We start from the raw sequence: 19,692 nt of genomic DNA, 5'->3' as shown, positions 1-19,692 counted from the left end.
CCCCTCCCGCTTGCGGGAGGGGCCGGGGGTGGGTCAATCCTCTTTCGGCTCCACCACGCACAGCAGTGCCTCGACCTGCACCTGCGAACCCGCGCTGACCGAGAGGTCGCGCACCGTCCCGTCAAACGGCGCGGTGAGCGCGTGCTCCATCTTCATCGCCTCGAGCACCATCAGGCGCTGGCCTGCAGTAACCGCATCGCCCTCGGCCACAAGGACCGCGATGACCTTGCCCGGCATCGGGGCGATAATGTCGCCGTCGTGGGCGTGGTGGTGGCCGGAGGTGTCGCCACGCGGTGGCGCGCTAAAAACGAACGCCTCTCCATACTCGCTAACAACGACTTCGGTGTCGTTGAGGGCTGTGTGGAACGGGCCACTCTCCCGGAAAGCTCCGATGGCAGAATCGGCGTCTCCAACGAGTGCCTGACCGCGAGTTTCCAATCGGACACTGCGATTAGGTTTCGCGTTCAGGCGAAATGATTGAAGGCCGCTGGGTATGACTACCGATGGCAGGTCGTTGAACTGCCAATTTGCTTCCAAGAAGGTCTTTGCTGCGCGATTCGTTGCTGCTTCGCTTGGTAGAGCTTCCGGTAATAGGTCATCGCCTGCATCCTCGATGAACCCCGTCGTGAGTTCGGCAGCCGCGAATGCTTCACTTGCTAAGCAGGCATAGAGAAAGCCGCTGTTCGTCCGCACTGGTGCAACGAAAGATTTTGAGAGCGTTCGCATGAGTGCGAGGCGAGCAGTGTCACGGTCATCCGAGTGAACGATGAGTTTTGCGATCATCGGATCGTAAAAAGGCGAGACCTCATCGTTTTCTTCGACGCCTGAGTCGACGCGCTCTTCATCGTGAAGATAGAAATGACCCAAGCGCCCCGTGCTCGGCAGAAACCCCTTCGCCGGATCCTCCGCATAAAGCCGAGCCTCGATCGCATGGCCGTTGATCGACAGTTCCTCCTGCCGCTTCGGCAACGCCTCCCCGCTCGCCACGCGCAGCTGCCATTCGACCAAGTCCACGCCGGTGATCTCTTCCGTCACCGGATGTTCTACCTGAAGCCGCGTGTTCATCTCCATGAAGAAGATGCGGTCGGCGCGTAGGCCCTCACTGGCGTCGGCGATGAATTCGATCGTGCCCGCACCTTCGTAATCGACCGCCTTGGCGGCACGGACGGCGGCGGCGCAGATGGCCTCGCGCGTGCCCTCGTCCATGCCGGGGGCGGGGGCTTCCTCGATCACCTTCTGGTGGCGGCGCTGGAGCGAGCAGTCGCGTTCAAACAGGTGGACGACATTGCCGTGGCTGTCGCCGAACACCTGCACCTCGATATGGCGGGGCGAGGTGATCCACTTTTCCAGCAGCACTTGCGTGTTGCCGAAGCTGGCCTTTGCCTCGCGTCGACAGCTTTCGAGGCTCGCCTCGAAATCCTCGGGCGCGTCGACCTTGCGCATCCCCTTGCCGCCGCCGCCTGCGACCGCCTTGATCAGCACGGGATAGCCGATCTTGTCCGCTTCGGACTTAAGGCGCTCGACCGACTGGTCTTCGCCCTCATAACCGGGAGTGACCGGTACGCCCGCTTCGCGCATCAGCTTCTTGGCCGCATCTTTCAGGCCCATCGCCTCGATGCTGGCAGGCTTGGGGCCGACCCAGATGAGGCCTGCATCGATCACCGCCTGCGCGAAGCCCGCATTCTCGCTCAGGAAGCCATAGCCCGGATGGATCGCCTCCGCGCCGGTTTCCTTCGCCGCCGCGATGATCTTCTCGCCTTGCAAGTAGCTCTCGGCGGCAGGCGAGGGGCCAATATGCACCGCCTCGTCCGCTTGCCGCACATGCAGCGCCTTGGCATCCGCATCCGAATAGACCGCGACGGTCGCGATCCCCATGGCGCGCGCGGTGCGGATAATGCGGCAGGCAATCTCGCCCCTATTCGCTATGAGGAGTTTTTGTATCATGTGAAACCAGCTAACCGATTTTCTTTGTCATTGCGAGGAGTGAAACGACGAAGCAATCCAGGGCGCTACGGGACTGGATTGCCGCGCGACCGCTGAACAGGTCAGCGGTCGCTCGCAATGACGGTCAGAGGCCAGCGAAATCCCCGCGCGTCCATTTCGGCATGCGCTCCAGATGCGGCGGGCGGTTGCGCACCGCTTCGAAGAAGGCTGCAGTCACATGCCCGATCTTTTGCGCCTTGGAGGTATAGACCCGGTGATCCCATGCGGCTGTGCCCTTGCGGCGAACCTCGCGGCCAATCGCGGTGTAGATGCGCGCAGCGGAAAGAATCGCCCAGCGGCTGCGGAAGGGCAGGCGCGCGGCCCCGATGCGGCTGGCATCGGCGTGGTGCTCCATCAGATCGACCAGCCTTGCCGCCATGTCCGCCAGTTCCTGCCGGTGATGCGGCTTGGTGTGCTGGCCGGGTTCGATATCCTCTTCGACCAGCCATTCCATCGGCAAGTAGCAGCGCCCGGCGGCATCATCCTCCACCAGATCGCGCGCGATATTGGCGAGCTGGAATGCAAGGCCGAGATCACACGCTCTGTCGAGCGTGAAATCGTCGTCGCGTTTTACCCCCATCACCAGCGCCATCATCACGCCGACCGCGCCTGCGACATGCCAGCAATAGCGCATCAGGTCCGCCTCGGTGCGCGGGCGCCAGTCATCCGCGTCGAGCTGGAACCCGGTGATCACATCATTGGCGTGGTCCATGGTGAGGCGGCATTCCGCCGCAACCTGCGCGAAGGCGGCGAATGCGGGGTCGGCGGTTTGGCGGCCTTCGAGCGCGGCCTTTGTCATGACGCGCAGATGGCTCACAGCATGAGCTATGCCTGACTGGTCGCCGAGGTCACCGCCCTTGTCCTGTGCATCGGCGAGGTCGTCGCACCGGCGGCACCAGGCATAAAGCATCCACACGCGTTCACGCGTGGTGCGATCGAAGAGACGTGATGCGGCCGAGAAGCTCTTGGAGCCTTCCGCAATCGCGCGGCGAGACTCCTCCACGAGCTGGTGTCTTTTCATGATGCTACCGAGCCGCCCACACCCTCACAACGAGAAGACATCTTCACAAATCTTCCGCCTTCATGCGGAAGATTGGCGTATGCGGCTCATACGCTGCCATCTTGTCGAGCAGATCGGACATTTTGTCCGCATGGATCAGGATGTTCTGATGCGCGGGCCGGACAAAGCCGACTTCGCCCATCTTGCGGTTGAACGCGATGAGGTCATCATAGAAGCCAAACGCGTTCAAGAGGCCGACCGGTTTGGTGTGATAGCCAAGCTGAGCCCAGCTGATCGCTTCCCATAGCTCATCCATCGTGCCGACCCCTCCGGGGATGGTGACGAAGCCATCGGAAAGGTCCGTAAAGGCTTGCTTGCGCTCATGCATGCCGGAGACGACGTGGAGCTCAGTGCAGTCGGTGTTGGCGATTTCACTGCCGGAGAGCGCTTCGGGGATGACGCCGATTACCTCTCCGCCTTGCTCCAGCGCGCCGGTTGCAACCGCACCCATCAATCCCAGACGTCCGCCGCCGTAGACCACGCCAATGCCGCGCGCAGCGAGCGTCATCCCGACATTGCGGGCAAGCTTGATATAGCGCGGGTCTTCCGGCGAAGCAGAGCCGCAATAGACAGCGAGGCGTTTCATCAGGCGGGTTTTACCGCCAAATCCTCCAGCATCAATCCTGCGGTTGCCTTTGCGCTGCCGACCACGCCGGGGATGCCTGCGCCGGGATGCGTGCCTGCACCGACAAGATAGAAATTGTTGATCACATCGTCGCGGTTGTGGCCACGGAAATAGGCGCTCTGTGTCAGAACCGGCTCAAGGCTGAATGCGCTGCCCAGGTGCGCGTTGAGGTCAGTCGAGAAATCGCTCGGCGCGTAGTGGAACTTCGTCACGATCCGCTCGTGAATATCCGGTATCAGGCGGCGGCCAATCTCGTCGAGAATGCGTTTCTCAAGGATCGGGCCGACCTCGTCCCAATCAACCGCGAGCTTGCCCTGATGCGCGACCGGCACCAGCGCGTAGAAGGTGCTCTTGCCCTTGGGCGCCATGCTGGGGTCGGTCACGGTCGGGTGGTGCAGATAGATCGAGAAATCCTGCGGCAGCACGCCGTGATCGTAAATGTCCTGCAGCAGGCCTTTGTATCGCGGCCCGAACAGGATCATGTGATGCGCAATGCCCGGCCAGGTTCCGTCGAGCCCGAAGTGGACCACGAACAGCGAGGGGCTGTAGCGCTTCCTTGCCAAGGATTTCGCGTATTTCTGGCCGCGAGGTGAGTCTGACAGCAAGTCCTTGTAGCTATGCATGATGTCGGCATTGCTCGCGACCGCATCAAACCGCTCGCGCCAGCCACTGGCGGCTTCAACTTCGCTGGCGCGGGTGCCCATCGTGTGGACCTGCACCACCGGATCGCCAACGCGCATGGTCCCGCCCAATCGCTCGAAATGGCGCACCATGCCTGCGATCAGCCGGTTGGTGCCGCCTCTGGTCCACCACACGCCGCCGTCCTTTTCGAGCTTGTGGATCAGCGTGTAGATCGCGCTGGTCTTCATCGGATCGCCGCCGACCAGCAGCGTGTGGAAGCTGAGCCCTTCGCGCAGCTTCTCGTTTTCGACGAAGCTTGAGACCATGGAATAGACGCTGCGCCAGGCCTGCTTCTTCATGAGCGCGGGCGCGGCCTTCAGCATGGATTTGAAATCGAGAAACGGCTTGTGACCGAGTTCCAGATAGCCCTTTTCGTAACACTCAGCCGAGTATTCCAGGAATCGCTGGTAGCCAGCAACGTCCGCCGGATTGAGCTTGGCGATTTCCGCGTTCAGTTCGTTCTCATCGTTTGAATAATCGAAGTTCGTCCCGTCCGGCCAATTAAGCCGGTAGAACGGCATGACCTTCATCAGCTCGACGTCTTCGGCCATGTCATGACCCGACAGCGCCCACAGTTCTTTCAGGCAGTCGGGATCGGTAACGACGGTGGGACCGGCATCGAAGGTGAAGCCGTCCTTCTCCCAGAAATAGGCGCGCCCGCCCGGCTTGTCGCGCGCTTCCACCACCGTGGTCGCGATGCCTGCCGATTGCAGCCGGATTGCCAGCGCCATCCCGCCAAAACCGCTCCCGATGACGCAGGCACGCCTGCCTTCATACTTGCCGGGATCGGCTTTCGCGATGTCGCCAGCGCCGGTCACGGGCGTCTCGCTGGAAAGGGTCGTTTCGACATTCATGCCGGTTTCTCCGTAGAAAGGGGCGTGCCACGCGACAGGAGAGCCCTGATCGCGCGCGGGATAGATACGGGCGGTTCACCGCTGAGGATGCGGATCTTGTCTGTCCAGGTCGAGCCACCCGCGTAGAAGCGTTCGACCAGGTCGCCAGACAAGTCATAGAAATGCTGGAACACCACAACTCGTTCCTCTGGCTCTGCCGCTTCAAACAACATGCGTGAAAGCATCCGGTAGAAACCGGTGCGGCGCCAGTGCGCATCAGCGCGCTTGTGGCAGAAGCTGGCAAGCTGAGCGCCGCTGGTCGCGGGTCTCGCTTTGAGCATTTCAGCGATGGCGATCGCATTTTCCACAGCGAAGGGCAGCGTGTAGCTTGTCAGCGGGTGCGAAAAGCCGCCTTGCGCGCCAGCTATTGCGACACCGTCGACGCGCCTGTCCGCAATTGCCGCCTCGAGATTGCCGCCCGACAAAACGGGCAGGATGCCTGTCTCATGCGCGATCACTTCGCCTTTCCAGCCATGGCGCTCGGCATAGGCCTGCGTGCGGCCCCACAGCTGATCCTTGTCCATCTTTGGATCGTCAGCGTAATAGGTATCTTCGACAAAGACTTCGGTCTCACTGAGGGGCAGCACATAGACGAAGCGATAGGCTGAGCCGTTGCCAAAAGGTGCGAGCTGATCGACGGTTGCATCCATGATCATCGGCCGCGTGAGGCCGTGCGGCTGATCGCAGCGGATATGCTGGCCGAGAAAGACCTGCCAGCCGCCCGCAAGATGCGCGCTCGGCTTGAAGGTGCGGCAGTCGATCACGCGTTTCGCTTCGATCCGCTCGCCACTGCTGAGGGTAATTCCGCCTGCATCAAGCGTATCGACACGCGTATTGAGGCGTATGCTGTCTGCGGGCAGAAGCTCCATCAGAGCGCGGTGAAATTCTTCGCTGGCAAGCGAGCGATAGGCGGTCGGAAGGGTCTTTGCATATTTCGGGAAGGCAATGTCATAGCCTTCGTCCCAGCGGTTGAGTTCAAACGGTGCGAGCAGCGCGTCACCCTGTTCGCTGAGGTCGCTTTCAAACCAGCTCCAGCGGTGGTTGCCGCCGAGCACCTCGCCCGCTTCGACGAGCATAAAGCGCAAGTCCGGGACGTGGCGATGCAGCGCGAGCGCGATCAGCCCGCCAGCAAGCCCGCCGCCTGCAATCGCAACATCATACGCCCGTTTGTCCATCGGTCTTGTGCCCTAGGCGAGCAAGCAGGGCGGGGCAATGCCTCGCTGACTATCCCCAGCGTCAAGTGCAAAGCAGCTTGCCAAGCTGCCCTGTTGTGATTCATCTCTTGCGGCCTATGGGAGCGCTCATTCCAAACCGTAAGACGGTCGTCGTCTCGATTGCCATCACGCTCGCGGCAGTCCTCATCCTCCTGGCCATGGATCGCCCGCCGATCTGCACCTGCGGCTACGTCAAGCTGTGGCATGGCCTGATCAACGATGCCGGCAATTCGCAGCACATTGCGGACTGGTACACACCCAGCCACATCATCCACGGAATGATCTTCTATGCGCTCGGCTGGTGGTTGTTCGTCAAGCAAGGCTGGGGCGGCAAAAATGCGTTCCGGTGGGGCTTGCCGCTGGCGGTTTTTCTCGAAGCCGCATGGGAAATTGCCGAGAACACGTCGCTGGTCATCGAAAGGTTCCGGTCTGTCACTGCCAATTTCGGCTATTCCGGCGACAGCGTGCTCAATTCCTTTGCCGATATTGGCTGGATGGCTTTCGGCTTCTGGCTGGCACTGCGGCTACCGGTGAAATGGACGGTGGCGCTTGCGGTGATCGGAGAGTTGGTGGTCGGTTGGATCGTGCGCGACGGACTGACGCTTAACGTCATCATGCTGCTGTTCCCGATCGATGCGATCGCGGAATGGCAGGCTGCCAGCACACATGGTTAGCGGGTTAACCAGCCGCACCGATTAGTTCTGGTTGTCCGCAAAACAGGCCGCAAAATGGGCTTCAGCAAATTCGGTTGACGCGGTTTCAATCGCTGCATCTTCTTCTGGCGTGAAATCTTGAAACTTCGGGTCAGCCAGCAACGCATCCATCTTCGGGCGCAGGATGGCAAAGGACTTCGCCCATTCTTCGGTTTCAAAGACGCGGGTGATCTCCTTGCGGTCCACTGGCTCGAGCGCCATCAGAGCACGGATGGCCGTGCGGTCAGTGTCCTTTCGCATCGCATCTTCGCTGATATTCTCTTCGCCGTCGGTCGCCAGAGCTTCAGCGACCATATGGTCTAGGCTCTGATTGGCAAATACCGATGCGAAGAAACGTTCGCCCAGATCGGAGCCGAAGAAGGCCGCGGCCTTGCCGGCCTCTTCACGTGTCAGTTCATTGGCGACGAGAGTGTAGAGGTCCTGGCGGTAGATCACATAGTCATTCACGTGGGACTGCTTCATTATCGGGCGGACTGCCCGCTCCAGGCCTGAAGTCAGCCCAGGGCACTCAATCTCCAGCATCTGCAATTCGGCATCCTGATCGAGAGCACCGCGGAAAGCAGACACCATGATCGCATCAAATGCGCGGTCTCGCATGGTATCATTCGCGAACACATCCACCATGGCCTGGTAGGGATCATCCGATGCATTCTGTGCCAGCGCGGGCGATCCTGCGACCAGAGCCAGTCCGGCAAGGCCAAGCAGCACAGATTTCTGAAGTTTTTGCACGTTTCGGCCCCCTCTTGGTTATTCAGCTGCGGTTGAGACCGGCTGGAACATAAGCCCGACATGGCAGGTTGTGTCTATCAAAATACTGTAAGTAAGGGCCGGGCAAATTCTGATGATTAAACATGGTTTCCCAATTGTTGCATTCGTGATTTCTGTCGCAAACGGCCCGGCGGCTTGGGCGCAGGAAAGTCCTGCAGCTGCGGAAGCCGCAAGCAATGGCCCACCGCAAGGTCCCCCTTCCGGAGCGGCAGGCGGCCGCCCGGCCAGCGTGTTTGACGGTGATTGGGTCACTGTCGGCGTCGGTGTCGGAATGGGTCCTACCTATGATGGCTCGGATGATTACAGAGTGTCTCCTGCACCGGTGCTGCAGGGCCGTATAGCTGGCGTGCGTCTGGTGGCGCGTCCTGCGGGTCTTGCGGCGGACATTATACCGGACGGCGATGGCAGGATCTCCTACAGCTTCGGCCCGACATTCAGACTGCGTAGTGATCGGGCGAGCGATATCGATGATGACGTTGTCGAGCTGGCCGGCGAACTCGACCGCGCATTCGAACTTGGCTTTTCCAGCGGAATCGGCATCAGCCAGGTGTTCAAACGCGGCGACAATCTCGGGCTTGAGCTGGACGTGCGCTGGGACGTCGCAGGTGCGCACAAGGGGCGCGTGATCGAACCGGGCATCGCCTATTTCACTCCGATCAATCGCGGGATGATCGGCATCTTCAACATAGGCGCGCAGTTCGTCGACGATGATTTTGCGGACTATTACTACTCGGTCAGCGCCGAGCAGAGCATGGCAAGCGGCCTTGCGCCGTTTCAAGCAGAAGGCGGCCTAAACAGCATCGGGGCGAACGCTCTGCTGATCATCGATCTCGATGGCAATCTTGCCAATGGCGGGCTTTCGGCGGTTGTTATTGGCGGATATTCGCGGCTGCAGGGCGATGCGGCGGATACGCCTTACACCTCAGAGCGCGGTAGTGCGAACCAGCTTTTTGGCGCGTTGGGGATTGCATACACTTTTTGAGGTCCCTCGCTCGACTTTTCTGGACGCGCCCGCTGCGCACGGCTAGAAGCGGTCCCATCCCCGGGGAGCCTGCTTTGGCTGAGAGGGGCGTGTAAGCACCGCCCGACCCGTTGAACCTGAACCTGTTAACACAGGCGGAGGGAGCGGACGGCCAGCTTGCCGGGTTCAGGCCAGAAGTTCTCGCTCCGCCTTTAGGAGAGCGCACTCATGGCTGACATCAATTCCCCCATCGAAATCGGCGTCACCACCGGCCCCATTCGCGGCAGCCGCAAGGTGCATGTCGGTGCGCGAACCGGCAGCGGTGTCCGGGTTGCCATGCGCGAGATCGATCTGGAAGGCGACGAGCCCAGCGTGCGCGTCTATGACACCTCCGGCCCCTACACCGATCCCGATGTTGTGATTGATATCAATCAGGGTCTTGAGGCAAAGCGTCGCGACTGGATCATGGCGCGCGGCGATGTCGAGGAATATGACGGGCGCGAAGTCAAACCGGAAGATAACGGCCAGCTCGGCCCGGATCGCTCAGGCGGCGTGCCGCCATTTCCCAATGTCGTGAAGCGCCCGCTGCGCGCGAAAGCGGGCATGAACGTCACGCAGATGCACTATGCCCGCAAAGGCATCATCACGCCGGAGATGGAATATGTCGCCGAGCGCGAGAACCTTGGCCGCGAAATGGCAGCCGAGCTGATTGCCGCCAACCGCGCAGGGGCCGAGAGCTGGGGCGCACAGATACCCGACCTCATCACGCCGGAATTCGTGCGCGATGAAGTGGCGCGGGGCAGGGCGATCATTCCCAATAATATCAACCACCCCGAAACCGAGCCGATGGCAATCGGGCGCAACTTCCTCGTCAAGATCAACGCCAATATCGGCAACTCCGCCGTCGCCTCCGACGTCGCCTCCGAAGTCGACAAGATGGTGTGGTCGATCCGCTGGGGCGCGGACACCGTGATGGACCTTTCGACGGGCCGTAACATCCATGACACGCGCGAGTGGATCATCCGCAACAGCCCCGTCCCCATCGGGACCGTCCCAATCTATCAGGCGCTGGAAAAGGTCGGCGGGATCGCAGAGGAGCTCACCTGGGAGATTTTCCGCGACACGCTGATCGAACAGGCCGAGCAGGGCGTCGACTACTTCACCATCCATGCAGGTGTGCGCCTGCCCTATGTCCCGCTCGCCGCAAACCGCGTCACGGGCATTGTCAGCCGCGGCGGCTCGATCATGGCGAAATGGTGCCTCGCGCACCACAAGGAGAGCTTCCTCTACGAGCACTTCGACGAGATCACGGAAATCATGAAGGCTTACGACATCGCCTATTCGCTGGGTGACGGCCTGCGCCCCGGTTCCATCGCGGACGCCAATGACGAGGCGCAATTTGCAGAGCTCTACACGCTCGGCGAGCTGACCCACCGCGCGTGGAAGGAAGACGTGCAGGTGATGATCGAAGGGCCCGGCCACGTGCCCATGCACAAGATCAAGGAGAACATGGACAAGCAGCTGGAGGTGTGCGGCGAAGCGCCGTTCTACACGCTCGGGCCCCTCGTCACGGACATTGCACCGGGTTACGACCACATCACCAGCGGCATCGGAGCGGCGCAGATTGGGTGGTACGGCACGGCGATGCTTTGCTACGTCACGCCGAAGGAGCACCTCGGCCTGCCCGACCGTGACGATGTGAAAGTGGGCGTTGTGACGTACAAGCTCGCCGCCCATGCAGCCGACCTTGCGAAGGGTCACCCGGCAGCCAAGGTCCGCGACGATGCTTTGTCAAAGGCGCGGTTCGAGTTCCGCTGGCGCGATCAGTTCAACCTGTCGCTCGATCCCGATACGGCAGAGGATTATCACGACCAAACACTGCCGGCAGAGGGCGCGAAGACCGCGCATTTCTGCAGCATGTGCGGGCCGAAATTCTGCTCGATGAAGATCAGCCAGGAAGTGCGCGACTTTGCGGGCAAGCAGAACCAGAGCGCGGACGGATTCCTCGAAAGCGGGCAGTCCGGTGCAGAGGCAGCTCAGGCGAGCAAGGAGGCCGCGCTCAAGGGCATGGCCGAGATGGCGGAGAAGTATAAGGACATGGGTCAGAAGTTGTATTTGCCGGAGGGGTGAGTAGCTTAGAGAAGACCCGAACGCATTGGCCTTAACTCCGGAGCCAGAATGATCGCAATTACTGCCTTGTCGAGAGCATCGAACACCTTTGCTTCCGGCTTATTCAGCAGCGCGCGGCGATTGAATTTGGCCCGCATGACAATGCGTAGCTGATCGGCGGCCAGGTCCACCGTAGAAGACCGCTCCTGCTTTTTCTTATCCTTCTTGCGGCCCGCCCAATAAGCGCGCCGCTCCGCACGCTTTTGTCCTTCGACAAAACGCTCCACCGCGATTCCCAACCCGGCACCGAGCGCGAGCAGGATTGCGAGAAGCCAGGGTTTGTCCAGAAGGGCGCTAATCTCTGGGGGCATGGGCCTAAGATACCCATAAGAATTTAAAGGACAATTACTCGCATTAGGTCTGGGCAGTTACCCGTTCTTCATATGCTCCAGCCCCTTGATACCGCCGGGCTTTAGGCTGGTGTTGGAAGCGTTCTGTTTGGGTCCCTTGTCCGCTTTGGGCTTGCGCGCTTCGCGGCTCTTCTTGCGTTGGCCTTTGGCCATGTCATTTCCAGTCGGAGCGGAATGCCCCGTGCCACCCTTACGCCTGTTTTCCCCATGACACGCATGAATTCGGGGCTTGGCGGCAATTTGCGCGTGCGCATCCGCAGATGCCCGCCTACTTGGCTCGCCACACTTTCCTACGCGGCGGGCTAAGGCCCATTATCTCGCGCGATGTCCAACCCAATGCTCACCCATGCGCAAAATGGCCTTTTCTCATGCGTTTACGCCTGTTCGGGCGGTCTGCCGCGCGCCGTAAGACTTTCCCCCATGGACTGTGTAACATGTGTATCCAACATTCCCGATGCCTCTCGCAATCGGCCCGGCAATCCCCATATCGATCACGTGGGGCAGTCAGAAACGAGAGGAGCACTATCCATGCAGTTTCAGTTCAATTCCGACAGCAGCGTGATGGGCACGGACAACGTGGCCGAGCGGATCGAAAATTCAGTGAGGCACAAGCTTGCGCGGTTTGAAGAGCGGCTTACCCGGCTTGAGGTTCACGTCTCGGACGAGAATGCGCGCAAGGGCGGCGGCGATGACAAGACCTGCATGATCGAAGCGCGCCCGCGCGGCGGTCGCCCGATCGGGGTGACGGAACATGCGGCGGATGTCGATACGGCAGCGCGGCTGGCGGCGAACAAGCTTGAGCAAAGGCTCGAGCGTGTCCTGGGCCGGGAATCGCGCCACAAGCACGATCCTCGCCCTGACAAGGTGCTTTAAGTAGCGGGCGCGCCTCTGAACTTCCTGCCCGGCCATGCCTCGGGGCTGAACCAGTCGCAGCGCATATCAGGCCGCGCATCGGCCAGCACCATGAAGCCCTCGAAGGTTGAGACGGCCTTGGCGCAGACCAGTTCGGTGAGGTTGCGGCAGGTGATCAGCGGGCTGAGGTCCTTGTCGGCCACGCTTGCGCTGGTCATGGTAAGTTTGCGGAAGGCGAAACCGTCGAGCGGATCAAGGCTTTCGATCTTTTGCGTTGTGTTGATGGAACCGTCGAGACCAAGCACTTCGAGCCGGTCTTTCAGCGGCAGCATCCAGCGTAGATTGCAGAGATGCTTGGCGTTCTCGATCTCCAGCCGGGTGAGGCGATGCAGCTTCGTGATCGGCGTGAAATCGGTGATGTTGCGCGGGGAATCGATCTTCAGCCGGTGCAGCTTGGTCAGGCGGCTCAGTCCTTCGAGCGTATCAGCAGTGACGGGCCACAGGAGTTCAAGCCATTCGAGATCGGGCAATTCGCAAATCTCGTCGAGGAAATCCTGATTGACTGCGCTGGCAGTGAGGATGCGGAGCTTCCGGCGGGTCGAAATGCCGCGAAAGCTGTTCTTCTCGCGGTGGTGCACTCCGATTTCGGCATCAGGGCCAATCTTGAGCGTATCGCTGAATTCGTCGCGTTCCACTGCCTATTCTCGTTTCTCTATGAATTCTCTAGAGCGACACTCTGCCCTTTGGACGAGCGGCCATACGCTTTCGATTTCCGCTTCGTAGCGCTTCCATTTGTCAGGTGAAGGTGGCGAAACAGTAAAGCGCGAAAGCGGCAGAGGGGCGGGAAGTTGACGGTCCCATTCCTCACCGAGCCAGCTACAGATGTCCTCCATGCTTGCCTGTGGATCGGCAAGAAACCTTTGATAGCTGACGACATGGACCTGGCTTTGCGGCAGGGCTTCCAGATCAGCGAGCAGGATGTCGATTGTCGCGGTCCATTGATGCGCGACGATCTCTGCGAGCGGCTGACCTACGAGCTCGCGCCAGCCGGGGACGAGCAGGAGCGACCATGGCAAACCATCAGGGCCGCGCCAGCCCGGCAGTCGTGGGTAAGTGCGGAAGCGACCTGAGCGCCATGCCTCTATCATGCTCGCAAGCGTCGGACGGGCCTCGCGATAGAGAAACACGAAACGCGCATCGGGATAGGCGCTTGCGAGCAGCGGGACCCGCAGGCTGTTCTTGGGGGTCTTCTCCAGCAAGTGCATCGTCGGCGCGGCGGGCTGGCCATCGCGACCGCGCATCATCGCGAGGAAGCGGCGCGACATCTCCTCGACCGCGCGCGGATCGAGATCGTCTGCGGTCAGGCGATTGGAGTGCCATTCATGGCTGGCCGGGTGAAACGCAGGAATGCCTTCGATAAGGCCGTGGCTTTCATTTCCGATCGTTGCGAGCCCAGGCGCCTGCGCCAGGGTCTGGAACAGTAAGGTCGATCCCGACCTTGGCGAGCTCACGATGAAGGTCGGACGGGTCAGCGCGCCGCAACGGCTACTTGGAGCGCTGCTCATCCGGGCATGGCGGGTGCAGGTTGGCGAGGTGCGCCAGGAAAGGTCGCCTGCTCAGGCCGTTCGACCGCCATGCGAAAGACAAGTTCACGCAGGCAATGGAACAGCGGCAGGCCGTTGCTGAGCGTAACCTTGGCAGCACCCAGCGCGAACACGCGGTCACGCGCTGCAATCACGAGCTTGAGATAATGCTTGAAGCCGGCTTCGTCCTCGTCCCACTGCGCCCATGCGGCAGTCCAGCGGTCGACCAGTCGATCAAGTTCATGCGTAATTGCATCGAGTGAAGGCGAAGGCGGACACATATCGAGAAGGTAGGCGATGTGTGTTTGCATTTCCCACGGCGACATCACGCGGCGCACATTATGGCGCTCGATCTTGAGCGGGTGATCTTTTTGGCCATCAGGTGCGATGAATTTGGGCTGTGAAGCTCTATTTCCGGATTGAGCAGCTGCGAGCAGGTCGAACAGCTTGCCACCTCCGACGGTGTCGAGCACCAGATGTATCCGCTTTTCGGGCCCGTCATTATGAACTTCATGGAGCTGGAAGGAGTCGAAAGTCCAGCACTCGCCCGGCGCCATGTGGACAATCTCGCCCGCGCAAGTGAAGCGGACATCTGGGGTTGTCAGAATGGGAATGTGGAGCCGCCAGTGGGTGCGCCAATGGTAATGCGTATCGACATGCGGTGCGACCTGTGCGCCCGGTGCCAATCCCATCAACCGGCTGCGACCCCAAACACACCCTATTTCAGCCATGACCTGCTGGATATATGGCGCTGCGGCGAGATAGCGCGTCGGCTTCATCTCTCCGATAAAGCCCTGATTGATGCCGCCGCCTGGAGTGATCAGCAGAGCGGCGTCATTGCCCTTGTACCCGGTCGGATGCGGTACCCACGCCTCTTCAGGCAGGGCGCGCACTTCTTCAGTCAGCGTCTCAGCGCAGAATCGGATCGGCAAGCGGGCAAAGGGTTGAGTAAGGCGCATAACAAATGTCTTTCGCCAAGATGCCGGGCTTCCCTGCCCGACGCAAGCGATTGCCAATCACTTGATGCCCTCTGTGCCTAATCAGCTGTATTTAAGTGTGAAATTCTCAACTTTCTTGGAACATTGTGCAGTGCAGCGCATTGTCTGAATATACCCTGCGGCGTGAGGTCGCTGGACGGACGCGCCGCCCACAAGGCTTTGCCGTTCGTTAGAATTCACCAGAAATTTGCGCAGCCTGTCTCTCGTAAAAGGGTGCGGCTGCACCGAAAGGAAATTATTCCATGAAAAAGCTCACACTCGCACTCGCATCAGCCGCCTCGCTCGCTGTCGCCGCATGTGCCGAAACGGAGACGCAGGACACGATGGCGGACGAAGCGTCTGCTGACATGACGACCAATGCCGACACAGCCGCTGGGACGATTGTCGAAGTGGCGCAAGGCAATGACGACTTCAGCACGCTGGTCGCGGCAGTAACCGCGGCTGAGCTGGGTGAGACGCTGTCTGGCGAAGGTCCGTTCACGGTATTTGCCCCTTCAAATGCTGCGTTTGAGAAGCTGCCGGAAGGTACCGTGAAAACGCTGACGACCGAAGATACGGAAACGCTTGGTACGATCCTGAAGTATCACGTTGTGGCTGGCAATGTTGACGCCGCGACCCTGACGCAGGCTATCACCGATGCTGGCGATGAAGGTTACACCGTAGAGACAGTTGGTGGCGGTACGCTGACCGCAGCAGTAGTTGACGGCAAAGTGGTACTTACCGACGCAACGGGCGGAACTGCAACGGTAACCGCGACCGATGTTGCAGCATCGAACGGTGTGATCCACGTGATCGATACGGTATTGATGCCAGCATAATCAGACCCCATCAAATTGACAGAGTGGCGAGTACCGGAACACCGGGCTCGCCCTTTTTACGTGCGATCGCTATTCGAAAGTAAAACCTGCTTCCTTGGCTTCTGCGATGATTTCCGGCCCGGTTTTGCGCACGGTCTCTTGCTTGAAGGTATAATAGGACGGCTGTTCATCAACGAAGATTTCCTCGCCTAAGGTCATGTCGCCCAGATCATCGAACAGGCCTGCAAGGAAGGAATAGCTGCCTGTAGGAGTGAAGCAGTAGAACAGGTTGCTGCCGCAGTTTGAACAGAAGCCGCGCTCTGCCCAGCCTGAAGAGGCGTAGCGGGTGATGTGCTCCTCGCCGGTGAAGACGGGTTGAGCATCGCCTTGAACCGCCAGATAGGCGCTCCCACACCAACGGCGACACATTTCACAATGGCATGCCTCAAGATGCGGCTTGGCTGGCGTCATCGTGATTGTGACCGCGCCGCAAAGGCAGTGGCCGGTGAAGGGTTCAGCGGTTGCATTGTCGGTCATGGCGAGATCTCCTTCTTCAGATTGGATCGCAGGCTTTCCTACCGCTAGCAAGGGAGCTTAGCCTTGCTCGCATGCCTTTGCCTTTTCCTCTCACTGCTAACCGCTCAAATACCCTTTCCACAGAGGCGCGCTTGCGCACTTCATTTTTGCGCTCAGGACTGTGTAACATGTGTATCCAACACGATGTGCCGACACGCTGGTTTGGCGGTCGGTCGGTCCTGCACTGGAGCTGAAACACCATGATTGATAGAACGATTTTCGCTCTGATGACGCTATGTGTGACAACCGTGATGCTCGCTGCCTGCAATCAGGAAGAACGGCCGGGAGAAGTCGAGACATTTGACGCGATCAGCGATGATGAAGTGATCACTCTGCTTGGCACGGAGCCGTTCTGGAGCATGGAGATCAAGCAAGGTGTCATGCTCTACACGACGCCTGAAAATCCTGAGGGGGAAGCGGCGACCGTATCGCGTTTCGCCGGCAATAACGGTCTGGGCATGATCGGTGAGCTTGGCGGGGAAGCGCTGGCGATCGCCATCACGCCGGGCCAGTGCTCGGATGCGATGAGCGACCGGACCTATCCCTATTACGCAACTGTCACCATAGGCAGCGAGCAGCTCAATGGGTGCGGCTATACTGACCAGCAGCCTTTTGCAGGAGCTGCGGCGCCATGACGGTCTGGACAGTTGGTGACAAGGGAACCTAGTGTGCGAATTGTGGTTGGACATCGCGACGGACGTGTCGGACACGTCCCTGCAAGGAAACACCATTGAGCACCGACGACCCCACTGGTCCCCACACTGGGGGCCAATCAGCACTGCGTTTTGACGATGCGCCAAAGCGCTTTCGCGAAGGCCACAAGTCTGACCGTTTTTCAGGCGCATCTGGCGTGCTGTTCGAGCAGGCCATGGCACAAACTCGCATGGCAATCTGCCTGGTCGATCCCAAGCAGAAGGATTTGCCGATTGTCTTTGCAAACCGTGCTTTCCGTATGCTCACAGGATACGGTGAAGAGGAAATCATAGGGCGAAATTGCCGATTTCTCCAAGGTCCGGATACCGATCCGGAGCCAGTGGCTCGTATTCGCGAAGCCATCGCTCAAGAGGACGTTGTGGTGGTCGAGCTGCGCAATTACCGCATGGATGGCTCTTCCTTCTGGAATGCGCTTCATCTCGGCCCGATCTATAATGATGAAGGCGAGTTGATCTACTTCTTCGGCAGTCAGTGGGACGTGTCAGATGTGCGTGCAGCTCGTGAGGAAGAGCGTCATGCGAAAGCCATGGCGCGCGAGCTCTCGCACCGCATGAAGAACATGTTCGCGGTCATATCGGGAATTGTGAATGTGACGGGTCGAGTGCGCGGTATTCAGGCAGAGACAGCCGAAATCAACGCGCGGATCCAGGCGCTCGGCCGGGCCTATGAGACAACGCTTGATGATGCCTCATCCGGCAGCATCGAAATTGGTCCTGCCATTCGCAGCGTGCTTTCACCTTACAGCAAGGACGATGATCGGCTGGAGCTTAAAGGAAATGGTACACCCATACAGTTCGGACTTGTCTCGGTCGTGGGGCTGACGCTGCACGAACTGTCTGCCAATGCCACCAAATATGGAGCCTGGTCGCGTGAAGGAGGTGTCGTCACGGTGGAATGGGAAACCACCGCGAGTGCGAAGGAACTTCGCGTTAGCTGGCAGGAGCGTGGTGGGCCTCAGATCAATCGCGACGAAATTCGGCCCGGAACCGGATCAGAAATTGTCGACCGGCTTCTTCGCAGCGTGGGTGGTTCGATCGAGCGCTCGTGGAACGAAAGCAGCTTCGAGGCCGTTGTTACGATACCTCTCTAGGACAACTCATGGCCGCAACACTGACACTTCTCCTGCTGGAAGATGAACCCCTGATCCTGATGGATCTTGAGTTTGCGGCGGAAGAATGCGGCTGCACGCCTCTGTGTGCCTCAAGCCCCAAGGTGGCACTGGAGCTGCTTGAACAGTATGGCAATGCGATTGATGCGGCGATCCTTGATGTGTCGCTGGGTCGCGGTCAGACCTGTTTTCCGGTCGCACACCAACTGCAACGTCTGGGCATTCCCTATATCCTCCATTCGGGCGACCTCGATCGTCATAACGAGCGCATCCGGTCGCTCCAGGCCGAACGCATTGCCAAGCCCGCACCGGTCGAGATGGTAATCGCGACCGCGCTTGAACAAATCCGTTCCGCCCAAGGACCTGGATGACGCCTACCTTCGATGCGCGCTGTTGCAAGCAAGGCCATCTCCGGTGTGAATCGCCCGCTTGGCTGCATTCACCGCTGATTCTCGGACAGAATTTCCGTTTCACGTCGGATTCAGAGCAAAATCCCCCCGATTGGTCGCAATTCTCGTGGCAAAACCGCTCCTCACAGGGAAAAACTGGCCCTAGGCGGGGAAAAGTAGTGCTTGCACCCTTCGGTTTGCTCGCCTTCGCCCGGTAAAAAGCGTAGCCAAAATTGCAGGAGGAGATGAATTTTGTCGAGTATTCCTGACTGGCTTGCATCAGCGCTGCCGCCTGCTGCCCGCCATCCTGGCCTGGCGATTGCCAGGTTGAGCGATGCGCGCGCGCTGGGGCGCGGAGGCTTTGCCCTGTCAAGTCCGGCTTTCAGAGCGGGTGAAAAACTCGATCCTTGCTTTACCGCGGATGAGGAAGACGCAGTCGCCCCTCCGCTAGAGTGGACTGCGCCGCCGCCGGGCATGCAGGAACTGGTTATCGTTGTCGAGGATGCGACTTCGGATGGCTCTGTTCCCTTGTGTCATTGGCTGGTCTGGGGCCTGCCTGGGCAAAAGGGCAAGCTGCTGGAAGGCGAAGTCCCACCGCGTGCGGGCAAGAATGGGCGCGGCAACTCCGAATGGCTCTTGCCAGACCTGCCTGAGGGTCAGCCGCACACTTTCGTGTTTCAGATGTTCGCGCTGGATCTTCCGCTGACACTAATGCCCGGCGCGACACGAGAAGAGCTTTTCGCTGAGATGGATGGGCATGTTGCCGCCAGCGCTGTGCTGACTGCGACATACACCAGCAGCGATGAGGAAGAAAACTGGGATGAGGAGGATTGGGACTGATCGGCTCAATTGCGAGCAGATTGGCCTTTCAAGCCTTCTTTGTATTACTGGCCTGAACTAGGAAAGGAACATGTCATGGCTGGCAAGAACAACGCACTGCAGAAGCCGGTAACGCTTTCTGCTGCATTGGAAAACGTAATCGGTAAGGGTCCTATGACCCGCGCTCAGGTAACCTCCAAGGTGTGGGAATACATCAAGGCGAACAACCTGCAGAAGCCGACTGACAAGCGCACCATCGTCCCTGATGCGAAGCTTGGCGGTGTCATTGGCAATGACGAGATTTCCATGTTCAAGATGACGGCTGCGGTTTCAAAGCACCTCAGCTAAGTCATTGAGACACTTGAAGGGGCAGTGCGGGGGTGCGAGCCCTCGGACTGCCCTTTCGTTTTGCGCCTGGAACTGTTGGCGCAAGACCAGG

The 19,692-nt window shown here is 59.7% G+C and carries 22 protein-coding genes and 1 riboswitch; of the genes, 10 read left to right on the top strand and 12 right to left on the bottom strand.

The genetic code is table 11. The annotated features are described in order from the left end of the window. Nucleotides 1-33 precede the first annotated feature (33 nt). The 5 genes from ACG9DO_RS00670 to crtY all read right to left on the bottom strand — a co-directional run bounded on the left by ACG9DO_RS00670 (nucleotide 34) and on the right by crtY (nucleotide 6,417). On the bottom strand, nucleotides 34-1,944 hold the full coding sequence (locus ACG9DO_RS00670; protein WP_394729671.1) for an acetyl/propionyl/methylcrotonyl-CoA carboxylase subunit alpha: 1,911 nt from the start codon (nucleotides 1,942-1,944) through the stop codon (nucleotides 34-36). A 124-nt stretch (nucleotides 1,945-2,068) separates the two neighbouring features. Further along, on the bottom strand, nucleotides 2,069-3,004 hold the full coding sequence (locus tag ACG9DO_RS00665) for a phytoene/squalene synthase family protein (protein ID WP_394729669.1): 936 nt from the start codon (nucleotides 3,002-3,004) through the stop codon (nucleotides 2,069-2,071). Nucleotides 3,005-3,047: 43 nt separating this feature from the next. Continuing rightward, nucleotides 3,048-3,629, bottom strand: coding sequence for a TIGR00730 family Rossman fold protein (locus tag ACG9DO_RS00660; RefSeq protein WP_394729667.1), 582 nt, complete (start codon nucleotides 3,627-3,629; stop codon nucleotides 3,048-3,050). After that, complete coding sequence (locus tag ACG9DO_RS00655) at nucleotides 3,629-5,203, bottom strand: phytoene desaturase (protein WP_394729665.1); 1,575 nt, start codon at nucleotides 5,201-5,203, stop codon at nucleotides 3,629-3,631. The genes ACG9DO_RS00660 and ACG9DO_RS00655 overlap by 1 nt, the downstream gene beginning before the upstream one ends. Beyond that, nucleotides 5,200-6,417 carry a lycopene beta-cyclase CrtY gene (gene crtY, locus ACG9DO_RS00650; RefSeq protein ID WP_394729663.1) on the bottom strand — a complete coding sequence of 406 codons (1,218 nt, stop codon included), beginning with the start codon at nucleotides 6,415-6,417 and terminating at the stop codon, nucleotides 5,200-5,202. The genes ACG9DO_RS00655 and crtY overlap by 4 nt, the downstream gene beginning before the upstream one ends. A gap of 116 nt (nucleotides 6,418-6,533) precedes the next feature. On the opposite strand from crtY, the gene ACG9DO_RS00645 reads away from it, so the two are divergent. Further along, nucleotides 6,534-7,130, top strand: a complete 597-nt coding sequence (locus ACG9DO_RS00645) for a DUF2585 family protein (protein WP_394729661.1) — start codon at nucleotides 6,534-6,536, stop codon at nucleotides 7,128-7,130. A gap of 21 nt (nucleotides 7,131-7,151) precedes the next feature. On the opposite strand, the gene ACG9DO_RS00640 is transcribed toward ACG9DO_RS00645, so the two are convergent. Continuing rightward, nucleotides 7,152-7,898, bottom strand: coding sequence for a hypothetical protein (locus ACG9DO_RS00640; protein WP_394729659.1), 747 nt, complete (start codon nucleotides 7,896-7,898; stop codon nucleotides 7,152-7,154). 112 nt (nucleotides 7,899-8,010) lie between these two features. Between ACG9DO_RS00640 and ACG9DO_RS00635 the strand changes: the two genes are divergently transcribed. Both ACG9DO_RS00635 and thiC read left to right on the top strand, forming a co-directional pair. Further along, nucleotides 8,011-8,919, top strand: coding sequence for a MipA/OmpV family protein (locus tag ACG9DO_RS00635; protein ID WP_394729657.1), 909 nt, complete (start codon nucleotides 8,011-8,013; stop codon nucleotides 8,917-8,919). Between the two features lie 51 nt (nucleotides 8,920-8,970). Beyond that, nucleotides 8,971-9,079: riboswitch (TPP riboswitch) on the top strand. Nucleotides 9,080-9,126: 47 nt separating this feature from the next. Continuing rightward, complete coding sequence (gene thiC, locus ACG9DO_RS00630) at nucleotides 9,127-11,028, top strand: phosphomethylpyrimidine synthase ThiC (RefSeq protein ID WP_394729655.1); 1,902 nt, start codon at nucleotides 9,127-9,129, stop codon at nucleotides 11,026-11,028. Between the two features lie 5 nt (nucleotides 11,029-11,033). Here thiC and ACG9DO_RS00625 read toward each other — a convergent pair whose 3' ends face one another. Continuing rightward, nucleotides 11,034-11,378 (bottom strand): hypothetical protein, encoded by a 345-nt coding sequence (locus ACG9DO_RS00625; RefSeq protein ID WP_394729653.1) that lies wholly within the window; start codon nucleotides 11,376-11,378, stop codon nucleotides 11,034-11,036. A gap of 57 nt (nucleotides 11,379-11,435) precedes the next feature. Continuing rightward, entirely contained in the window at nucleotides 11,436-11,570 is a 135-nt protein-coding gene (locus ACG9DO_RS00620; protein ID WP_394729651.1) for a hypothetical protein, read from the bottom strand. A gap of 171 nt (nucleotides 11,571-11,741) precedes the next feature. On the opposite strand from ACG9DO_RS00620, the gene ACG9DO_RS00615 reads away from it, so the two are divergent. Beyond that, nucleotides 11,742-12,290 carry an HPF/RaiA family ribosome-associated protein gene (locus ACG9DO_RS00615; protein ID WP_394729649.1) on the top strand — a complete coding sequence of 183 codons (549 nt, stop codon included), beginning with the start codon at nucleotides 11,742-11,744 and terminating at the stop codon, nucleotides 12,288-12,290. On the opposite strand, the gene ACG9DO_RS00610 is transcribed toward ACG9DO_RS00615, so the two are convergent. From ACG9DO_RS00610 to ACG9DO_RS00600, 3 genes are read right to left on the bottom strand one after another with little or no spacing between them, the layout of a single operon-like run. Beyond that, entirely contained in the window at nucleotides 12,287-12,964 is a 678-nt protein-coding gene (locus ACG9DO_RS00610) for a hypothetical protein (protein WP_394729647.1), read from the bottom strand. The two genes, ACG9DO_RS00615 and ACG9DO_RS00610, sit on opposite strands and share 4 nt — an antisense overlap. A gap of 3 nt (nucleotides 12,965-12,967) precedes the next feature. After that, entirely contained in the window at nucleotides 12,968-13,834 is an 867-nt protein-coding gene (locus tag ACG9DO_RS00605; protein WP_394729645.1) for a sulfotransferase family protein, read from the bottom strand. Continuing rightward, the gene (locus ACG9DO_RS00600) at nucleotides 13,831-14,811 is read right to left on the bottom strand and encodes an aspartyl/asparaginyl beta-hydroxylase domain-containing protein (protein ID WP_394729643.1); all 981 of its coding nucleotides are present in this window, start codon (nucleotides 14,809-14,811) and stop codon (nucleotides 13,831-13,833) included. Before ACG9DO_RS00600 ends, ACG9DO_RS00605 begins: the two co-directional genes overlap by 4 nt. Nucleotides 14,812-15,092: 281 nt before the next feature. Between ACG9DO_RS00600 and ACG9DO_RS00595 the strand changes: the two genes are divergently transcribed. Beyond that, complete coding sequence (locus tag ACG9DO_RS00595; protein WP_394729641.1) at nucleotides 15,093-15,668, top strand: fasciclin domain-containing protein; 576 nt, start codon at nucleotides 15,093-15,095, stop codon at nucleotides 15,666-15,668. Nucleotides 15,669-15,737: 69 nt separating this feature from the next. Here ACG9DO_RS00595 and ACG9DO_RS00590 read toward each other — a convergent pair whose 3' ends face one another. Beyond that, nucleotides 15,738-16,184 (bottom strand): GFA family protein, encoded by a 447-nt coding sequence (locus ACG9DO_RS00590; protein ID WP_394729639.1) that lies wholly within the window; start codon nucleotides 16,182-16,184, stop codon nucleotides 15,738-15,740. Nucleotides 16,185-16,423: 239 nt separating this feature from the next. Between ACG9DO_RS00590 and ACG9DO_RS00585 the strand changes: the two genes are divergently transcribed. From ACG9DO_RS00585 to ACG9DO_RS00565, 5 genes are all read left to right on the top strand, one after another. After that, entirely contained in the window at nucleotides 16,424-16,858 is a 435-nt protein-coding gene (locus ACG9DO_RS00585; protein WP_394729637.1) for a COG3650 family protein, read from the top strand. 95 nt (nucleotides 16,859-16,953) lie between these two features. Further along, the gene (locus ACG9DO_RS00580) at nucleotides 16,954-18,027 is read left to right on the top strand and encodes a PAS domain-containing protein (RefSeq protein WP_394729635.1); all 1,074 of its coding nucleotides are present in this window, start codon (nucleotides 16,954-16,956) and stop codon (nucleotides 18,025-18,027) included. A gap of 8 nt (nucleotides 18,028-18,035) precedes the next feature. Then, nucleotides 18,036-18,416, top strand: coding sequence for a response regulator (locus ACG9DO_RS00575; RefSeq protein WP_394729633.1), 381 nt, complete (start codon nucleotides 18,036-18,038; stop codon nucleotides 18,414-18,416). 270 nt (nucleotides 18,417-18,686) lie between these two features. Further along, on the top strand, nucleotides 18,687-19,274 hold the full coding sequence (locus ACG9DO_RS00570; protein WP_394729631.1) for a YbhB/YbcL family Raf kinase inhibitor-like protein: 588 nt from the start codon (nucleotides 18,687-18,689) through the stop codon (nucleotides 19,272-19,274). Between the two features lie 75 nt (nucleotides 19,275-19,349). Beyond that, complete coding sequence (locus tag ACG9DO_RS00565; protein WP_394729629.1) at nucleotides 19,350-19,601, top strand: SWIB/MDM2 domain-containing protein; 252 nt, start codon at nucleotides 19,350-19,352, stop codon at nucleotides 19,599-19,601. Nucleotides 19,602-19,692: the final 91 nt, after the last annotated feature.

Source organism: Altererythrobacter sp. GH1-8 (assembly GCF_043702085.1).
Taxonomy (GTDB): domain Bacteria; phylum Pseudomonadota; class Alphaproteobacteria; order Sphingomonadales; family Sphingomonadaceae; genus Erythrobacter.
The sequence above is the reverse complement of the archived record's forward strand: the minus strand, read 5'-3'. Positions and strand labels throughout refer to the sequence as shown.